This is a genomic window from Ruegeria sp. AB5 (genome assembly GCF_056542645.1).
In genome coordinates this window covers 49,396-57,403 of record NZ_JBQGAE010000020.1, presented here as the reverse complement: position 1 = coordinate 57,403, position 8,008 = coordinate 49,396, and the positions used below count along the sequence as shown (strand labels likewise).

The following is an 8,008-nucleotide window of genomic DNA, read 5'->3' as shown; positions in this document are numbered from 1 at the left end:
AGTCTCGATGCCAATCCTGGCACCAATCTCCTGAATCGGCTTCTTGTTCGCTTCGCGGGCGATTTCGATATCGGATTTGTAACTCATTGGGCAGGGTCCCTGATTGAATGCCGTGCAAAATCGACGCGATGCGCCGATGCTGCGCAACACATACAATCGCACACAATGCCGATGGCTATGGATTCCGACATATTCATGCCGCGAAACGGCGTCGCCCGAAATCGTTAGGATCAAATCGGAAACGAATGTCTCTTATGGCCGCCAAAGCGGCTGATCCGGCACAAACAACCGCATCTTGTCCCCGACCCTCAAATTCCCCGGACGCTCGACCCAGGCCGTGACACCGCGACGTCCCTGCGCCGCAGGTTTGAACGCAGCCCCCAATCCTGTGTGATCGGCCTCGATCTCGCGCCCCGGCAGAACGCAGGGGGCGTTTTCCATATCCACCGTGACCGTCGTACCAGTTCCGGCCTGCAGGCGCGAAGACGGGGGGATATGCGAAAAATCGGGAATCCCCTTCACCACAATTGACGCCCCGAGGTAAGACGGATCAAGCTCAGCCAAGTTCATCTCGGCTGCGATGCCCGACAGTTCTTCTTCGGACAGGATCGAAACCTGTCTGACATTTCTGATTTCGGTGCCTTGCGGATACAGATTCCTGACCCGCACGCAGGACCCCCGGTTGAGCCCCTCATGACGCTCACCCAGCACGCCGTCAAAGTCCAGTTCCAATACCTCTACGGGATGCGCCTTCAAGGAAGCGCCCGCAGGCACATGGCCCAGCCAGATCACTTCGCCCGCATATTCGGTTTCACGCAAAAACGGCATCGGCATTTCCTTTTCACCTGCACTCTTGCGCGCATAATGCCCTGCGACACCACGATGAAAAGAGAAAACCCGGAGGCTGGCTCCGGGTTTTGCTGTTATGTGGTTGGTTCAGGTTCCATCCCGCCCTCGGGTGGAGATTTTTTAGGTTTGGTCTTGGGAATGGCAGTGACGCTGGGTGCGCTGCCCTGATCCGGGCTGTCGCCTTCGTCATCGCCTTCGGTCGGCGATTCACCATTCATGACGCGTTTGATCTCATCACCTGTCAGGGTCTCGTATTCCAGCAACCCTTGTGCCAGGCGTTCCCACTCTTCGCTCTTGGCACTCAGGATCTTGTGCGCACGCTCATAGCCCTGCTGGATCAGGCGCTTCACCTCTTCTTCGATCAGCTCTTTGGTATGCGCGGACACCGAGAACCCGGCGGTGTTGCCGGAATAGCCCTCATGCGCTTCGGCATAGTCGATGTTGCCGACCTTGTCGGACATACCCCAACGCATCACCATGGCCCGCGCCAACTGGCTGGCCTGCATGATGTCGCCGGCCGGGCCGTTCGAGACGTGGTCTTCACCATATTTGATCACCTCGGCGGCTTTACCGGCCATGGTCATCGCCAATTTTTGTTCACACTCATCTCGGTGATAGTTCAGGCGATCCATCTCGGGCAGCGACACAACCATTCCCAGCGCGCCACCGCGCGGAATGATCGTCGCCTTGTAGACCGGATCACACAAGGGCAATTCCAAACCAACCACCGCATGGCCCGCCTCGTGATAGGCGGTCTTTTCCTTTTGGTCCTGGGTTAGGACCATCGAGCGGCGCTCGGCCCCCATCATCACCTTGTCTTTGGCGTTCTCAAAATCTTCCATGGTGACAAAGCGGCGCCCCACCCGTGCCGCCATCAGTGCGGCTTCGTTCACGAGGTTCGCCAGATCGGCACCTGAAAAGCCCGGCGTTCCGCGCGCGATGATGCGCAGGTCAACGTCGGGGCCCAGAGGTGTCTTGCGCGCATGCACGCCCAAAATCTTCTCACGCCCTTTGATATCGGGGTTGCCGACGGTCACGTTGCGGTCAAACCGGCCCGGGCGCAGCAACGCAGGGTCCAGCACGTCCTTACGGTTGGTGGCCGCCAGAATGATCACGCCCTCGTTGGCTTCGAACCCGTCCATCTCAACCAGCAACTGGTTGAGCGTCTGTTCGCGTTCATCGTTACCGCCGCCATACCCGGCACCACGATGGCGACCAACGGCGTCAATCTCGTCAATGAAAACGATGCAAGGCGCATTCTTCTTGGCCTGTTCGAACATGTCACGGACACGGCTTGCGCCGACACCTACGAACATCTCAACAAAGTCCGAACCCGAAATGGTAAAGAACGGCACGCCCGCCTCGCCCGCAATGGCACGGGCCAGCAGCGTCTTACCGGTGCCCGGAGGGCCAACCAGCAGCGCACCTTTTGGAATCTTACCGCCAAGACGGCTGAATTTTTGCGGATTACGCAGGAATTCGACGATCTCTTCCAATTCTTCCTTGGCCTCGTCGATGCCCGCGACGTCGTCAAAGGTCACACGGCCATGCTTTTCGGTCAGCATTTTCGCCTTGGACTTGCCAAAGCCCATTGCACCGCCTTTGCCGCCGCCCTGCATCCGGTTCATGAAATAAACCCAGACACCGATCAGCAGCAGGAAGGGCAAAAGAGTGATCAGGAAGGACTGGAAACCCGATTGCTGCTGCTTTTCGGCCCGCACCGGGATGTTTTCGTCAATCAGCAGCTTGGTCACCTCGGCATCGCCGGGTTTGATCGTCACATAGGTCCCGCCAGATTCGGTGGTATAGCGGATCTGCTCACCATCCAGCGTCACATTCTTGACCTCACCGTTCTGAACGGCACTGACAAAGTCGGAATAGGTTCGTTCGTTGTTCTGAAGTGTTCCACCCGGTCCGCTGAACAGATTGAACAGTGCAAGGATCAGCAAGAACAGAACGACCCAGAAGGCGATATTGCGAGCGTTGCCCAAGGAAATTCTCCCAAAAGATATCGGCAGATGGGGATCTGCCGGGTTGTCTCTTAAAATAGAGAGGATTGTGGCATGTTCAATGCGATAAAAGCGACGCGTGAAACTCGGGCCAGTCCGGTGCCGGGTCCGCGCGCCATCCATTGGTCAAACCTGCCAAAGGCGCGGCCAAAAGCTCGTCCCCTTGCCAAACTGCCGGAGAAGACTGCAACGCAAGACGCGGTCGCCCCGTGGCGCGCCAATCCGGTAGCATTGCAATGCCGTCTTCACCCAGCGCGCGCACCTCGGCCCCGTCAGGCTCGGGGCCGGTCAAAATCCATCTTGCGTCCCATTTTGCCCCAACCGGCGCTGTCAAACCTTGGACGGCCTTAAATTCCCTGCAAATCCGTACGTTATCGCGTTGCGGGACCAGCAGACAGCCGCCAATAGACCCGGCCTGCCCGTTCAAAACTGCTTGAATAGCCTGATCTACACCCGATTGTCGGGGCGGATAACCGGGGCCTGCGATCCAGGACACGGCACCAATCAAAAGCCTGCGGCGGATTTCTTCAGGCAAGATCGCAAAGCCGGCGCGGTTCAAAATTAAATCGCCAGCTTCGACATAGGTGATTTGTTGCGCAGACTCCTGCGCAAACCGGTCCAATGCCTCACGTGCCTGTGCCAGATTTTCTGCAACGCGCGTCAAGGATTCGGCCGTTATTCCCAGTGGCTGCAACGCCGCCATAGCTTGTCGGGCCTTGATACGGTCATAGCGCACGTCCTGATTCGAGGGATCTTCTGCCCATCGGACATCGATGTCGCCCATGTAGTGACGCAGCCGTTCCCGTGTGATCTTCAGCATCGGCCGAAGCATGGCGATGCCCTCGCGGTGTCGAATGGACGGCATACCTGACAACCCGGTCACACCCGCCGCCCGACCCAGCCGCATCAGTACCGTTTCAGCCTGATCATCCGCAGTGTGACCCAAGGCAATCGCTGGAACGTCATTGTGCCGCGCCCAATCTGCAAGCAACGCATAGCGCGCCTGCCGCGCCTGATCCTGCAGGTTGCCAGCCCCATCCCAGCCCCGCCAGCGCAACGTGTCATGGCGCAGACCCAATGCCGCCGCCTGACCTGCGACCATTTCGGCCTCTTGTGCCGCATCCGGGCGCAACCCGTGATCAACCGTTGCGGCAAACAACTCTACCGCGTCCCCCTGCGCGATCTTGTGCAAAAGGTGCATCAAAGCGACCGAATCGCCGCCACCCGAGACGGCGACACCCAGCCGTCGCGGCAATCGCTCAGGCAGCTGTGCCCGGATTTCGGATGTCAGGCTGTCGATGCCCTGCGTCAAGAACACCCCAAAGTGGCCATTTCCTGCGTGGCGTTGGTGGCCAGACCCGAAGCCGGGAACCGAACGCCCACCTCAGCCAGTGTGATACAGGCCTGATCCGTCTGGCCCAAACGGCCCAGGGCGGCACCAAGCTCGAAAAGCGCTTGCGGCGCAACGGCCCCTTCGGAATCTCCAGTGAAGCTGGCGAGGAACGCACGCGCGGCCTCGCGTGTGTCTCCGAGCCCTTCGAGCGCCTTGCCGCGGTTCAAATGCGCCTCGGGCGCAAGGGGGCTGCCGGGGTATGACGTGTCAAACTGTGCGAACATGGTCGCGGCCGTTTGAAAGTCGCCATCAGTCAGGGCTTGCGTGGCATCGTCAAAATCGGCCCGCTCACCAACTGCCAGCTCACCCTGATCTGTGGCGCCGGGTTGCGTGGGCGCTGGCGTGATCACCGCGCCAGATTGGCTTTCGCCACCTAGCGTCGAGGTCTCGCCCAAGGTCGACAGGTCGCCGCCTTCCAGTTCGACCAAACGGAATTCGAGGTCTCCGATCCGATTGGTCCCGTCTGTCACGATGTTCTGTACACGCTGGTTCAGCTGCTCGGTTTGGCGGGTCAAACGCTGTAACTCGGCCTCGATCGCGTCAACGCGTTCGAGGATCGAACTGCCGGACAGGTTCGGAGCGGGCGAGCCAGTGGTCGAAAACTCACGCTTCAGGCGCTGTATCTCAACATGCAGCACCGTCAGTTCCTGACGAATATCCGCCAGTGTCTGCTGATCCTGCGCTTGTGCAACGCCCGCCGTTGTCAATACCGAGGCCAAAACCCATCCTGCAAGTCTCATCGTCTTACCCCAAGGTTGAACCGGTCAGCACCGTCACCGCACGGCGGTTCTTGGAATAACATTCCTCGGTACTGCAAATTTCGATCGGGCGTTCCTTGCCATAGCTGACAGTGGTCAGGCGATTGCCCGCCACACCGCGCGAAATCAGGAACTCGCGCGCGGCATTCGCCCGACGCGCGCCAAGTGCAAGGTTGTATTCGCGTGTGCCCTGCTCATCGGCATGACCTTCGATGGTCGCAACATAATCCGGGTTGGCCATCAGCCAGTCTGCCTGCCCTTGCAACACGGTCTGCGCTTGCGGCGACAGTGTTGACTGATCCACTGCGAACAACACGCGATCACCAACCGTCTGTTGGAAATAGGCAGGCGAGCGCGGATCACTTGGCGAGCCCGGAACCAGTGCGCCGCCACTGCCGCCCGGACCACCGCCACCCAATGCCGAAGGATCATTGCTGGTGCAGGCCGCGATCACGCTTAGCGCGCCCACAGCCAGGATTTTGCCCAATACATTCATCTCAAGTGCCTCGTTGTTTTGTTTATTGCCGCCTGTCTACCACAGCGGCGGTTTATTGTGAACTTTGCCGCGCCTCAGCGGCGATCAATTCTGCAACGGACCCCAGGATGGATCGCTGCCGCCGTCCGGTGTCCGCACCGGGCGCAGGTTCCGACCCGAAATATCCACCGAATACAGGGTTGCCCGACCGCTCGCGCCCTGCGTTTCACGGGTGAACATGATGACGCGCCCGTTTGGCGACCAGGTCGGGCCTTCATCCAGGAAAGACGATGTCAGCAGGCGTTCCTCGCTGCCATCCGTGCGCATCACGCCGATATGAAACCGGCCTTTGTTCTGTTTGGTGAATGCGATCAGGTCGCCGCGTGGAGACCAGACAGGCGTGCCATAGCGACCCTGGCCAAAGCTGATCCGCGTCGCCTCGCCCCCGTTTGCAGGCATGACGTATAACTGAGGCGTTCCCGACCGGTCGCTTTCAAATACGATCTGGCTGCCATCCGGCGCATAGCTGGGCGCGGTTTCGATTGCAGGCGTATTGGTCAGACGGGAGCTTTGGCCCGAAGCCAGATCCATCCGCCAAAGATCCGTGTTGCCACCTTGGATCAACGAATAAACGATCGACCGTCCATCCGGCGAAAAACGCGGCGAAAAGCTCATGGTGCCATCTTGCGTGCGCAGCTCACGCCGCTGAACCCGCCCGACGTCCAGAATGTATATCCGGGGGCTGCCGGTTTCGTAGCTGGTATACAGCAGTTGCTCGCCTGTTGGCGAAAAGCGTGGGGCCAGAACGATGGCGGAACTGTCGGTCAGATACTGAACGTTTGCCCCGTCATAGTCCATGATGGCCAGCCGCTTGAGGCGCTGATCCTTGGGGCCACTTTCCGATACAAACGCCACGCGGCTGTCGAAATATCCGCCCTCGCCCGTAATGCGGCTGTAGACCTGATCGGCAACCTTGTGGGCCATGCGCCGCCAGCCATCCGTGGTGCCCGCCAGTTGCAGGCCGTTCCCAAGCTCCTGCCCCGAGAACACGTCCCAGACCCGGAACCGAACCGTCAGGCGCTTGCCCGAGACATTCACCGCCCCCGTCACCAGCGCCTGCGCATTGATCGCTTTCCAGTCCGCAAACTGGACCGGTGCGTCAAAGCTGCTGACGCGGCTGATGAACGCGTCCGAGGAGATTTCGCGGAACAGCCCCGTTCCGGTCAGATCCGCGGCAACAACACGGGAAATGTCGCTGGCATATTGCGTCGCTGCCGGACCATCGGGCACGAAATCCGGCACCGCAAAGGGCATCGGCTCGATGATCCCTTCGTCAATTTCCAGACGCAAAGGACCGCTTTGCGCGTAGACCGGCGCCGACATCAGGGTCAGGCCAAGGAAGAGGCTGGTCAGAAGTTTCATCATTTGATCCGCATCCTCTCGGGATTGAATGTAATCTCAATATCCTGCCAGTGATCGTATTTGTCAGCAGGCAGATCGTATCCACGCGCGCCACAGCGCAAAATTGCGCGTCGGGCCGCCTGATAGGCTTGATTTTCAGCACCCGACCCACCGCCAGAACTGTTCAGCAGCCGGATGCTCTCGCCAATGACCGTGCCGTCCCGGTTAAGCGAAAACGCAACGACAACCACGACGTTCAATGCATCGGTCGACAATGAGCCGACATTCCAGCACCGTGACACGGCGACGCGCATCGCATCTTTTTCGCCGCTGGTAAGCGGTGGACCAGACGGTTCGTTGCCACCAGCCAAAGCCTCGGACAGGGCATCGTTGATTGCGTCGCTGTTGTCGGTCGTCGGCGTCTCTGGGGCAGGCTCGGGTGTTTCGGCCACTTCGGGCTCGGGTGTCGGGGTGGGTCGATCTGGCCGCACGCGCGGGCGCGGAGAGGTCAGCGGCGATTGCTCAGCCGTTTCCTCGGCCTCGGTCACAATCTCGGGTGCGGCCTCTTCCGGCGCGGTCTGATCCTGCTGCTCCTGCTGCGTCTCCGCACCGTCGTCCAAAGAAACAGGCGGCGTCTCGACCTCATCCGGCCTGGCATCGGGCGGAGGCGGCACGATGGGTTCGGGCGCGACTCGCTCGGCCGGGCTTGGCTGCGCCTCGGGCCCTGGTGGAACGGGCAAGGCGGCCGTCTCGGGTTCCGTCAATGTCGGGGGCTCTTGCGGCAACTCAGGCTCCGGCGGAACCTCGACCGTTTCCGGGACGACTTCTGGTTCCGGCTCAGGCGGAGCCACAGGTTCGGGGCGCGGTTGTTCTTCCGGGGTCACTTCGGGGGCGCTTGCTTCGGGTTCCGGCGCGTCTGGCTGCTCTAGCGTACCGGGCGACTCCGGCAGTTCGGGCGCGTCCGTCTGCGCGGTCAGCGCTGCGAATTGCTCAGCCGAAATCACAGATACGTCCTGCACATTCATCGGCAAAGGCTCGGACCGGAAGGTGCCGCCGAACAACGCCCAGCCGATCAGGCTGACATGCGCAATCGCTGAAATCTTGGTGCCGGTATCCACCGCGC

The 8,008-nt window shown here is 60.3% G+C and carries 7 protein-coding genes; all 7 read right to left on the bottom strand.

From position 1 onward, the window contains the following. Positions 1–252: 252 nt before the first annotated feature. Entirely contained in the window at positions 253–828 is a 576-nt protein-coding gene (locus ACR0L4_RS21585) for an MOSC domain-containing protein (RefSeq protein ID WP_480515045.1), read from the bottom strand. 95 nt (positions 829–923) lie between these two features. Further along, a complete protein-coding gene (ftsH, locus tag ACR0L4_RS21580; protein WP_170754351.1) occupies positions 924–2,840 on the bottom strand; it encodes an ATP-dependent zinc metalloprotease FtsH in 1,917 nt (638 codons plus the stop codon). Between the two features lie 76 nt (positions 2,841–2,916). Beyond that, on the bottom strand, positions 2,917–4,176 hold the full coding sequence (gene tilS, locus ACR0L4_RS21575; protein WP_480515042.1) for a tRNA lysidine(34) synthetase TilS: 1,260 nt from the start codon (positions 4,174–4,176) through the stop codon (positions 2,917–2,919). After that, positions 4,167–4,991 carry a tol-pal system protein YbgF gene (gene ybgF / locus ACR0L4_RS21570; RefSeq protein ID WP_480515040.1) on the bottom strand — a complete coding sequence of 275 codons (825 nt, stop codon included), beginning with the start codon at positions 4,989–4,991 and terminating at the stop codon, positions 4,167–4,169. The genes tilS and ybgF overlap by 10 nt, the downstream gene beginning before the upstream one ends. A 4-nt stretch (positions 4,992–4,995) precedes the next feature. Then, positions 4,996–5,505, bottom strand: coding sequence for a peptidoglycan-associated lipoprotein Pal (gene pal, locus ACR0L4_RS21565; RefSeq protein WP_480515038.1), 510 nt, complete (start codon positions 5,503–5,505; stop codon positions 4,996–4,998). A gap of 84 nt (positions 5,506–5,589) precedes the next feature. Continuing rightward, the gene (tolB, locus tag ACR0L4_RS21560) at positions 5,590–6,909 is read right to left on the bottom strand and encodes a Tol-Pal system beta propeller repeat protein TolB (protein ID WP_480515036.1); all 1,320 of its coding nucleotides are present in this window, start codon (positions 6,907–6,909) and stop codon (positions 5,590–5,592) included. After that, on the bottom strand, positions 6,906–8,003 hold the full coding sequence (locus tag ACR0L4_RS21555) for an energy transducer TonB family protein (protein ID WP_480515034.1): 1,098 nt from the start codon (positions 8,001–8,003) through the stop codon (positions 6,906–6,908). Before ACR0L4_RS21555 ends, tolB begins: the two co-directional genes overlap by 4 nt. Positions 8,004–8,008 lie beyond the last annotated feature (5 nt).

Excerpts from the sequence above, each read along its gene's own strand:
- ACR0L4_RS21585 (WP_480515045.1), bottom strand. The coding sequence starts at position 828 with ATGCCGTTTTTGCGTGAAACCGAATATGCGGGCGAAGTGATCTGGCTG.
- ybgF (WP_480515040.1), bottom strand. The coding sequence starts at position 4,991 with ATGAGACTTGCAGGATGGGTTTTGGCCTCGGTATTGACAACGGCGGGC.
- pal (WP_480515038.1), bottom strand. The coding sequence starts at position 5,505 with ATGAATGTATTGGGCAAAATCCTGGCTGTGGGCGCGCTAAGCGTGATC.
- tolB (WP_480515036.1), bottom strand. The coding sequence starts at position 6,909 with ATGATGAAACTTCTGACCAGCCTCTTCCTTGGCCTGACCCTGATGTCG.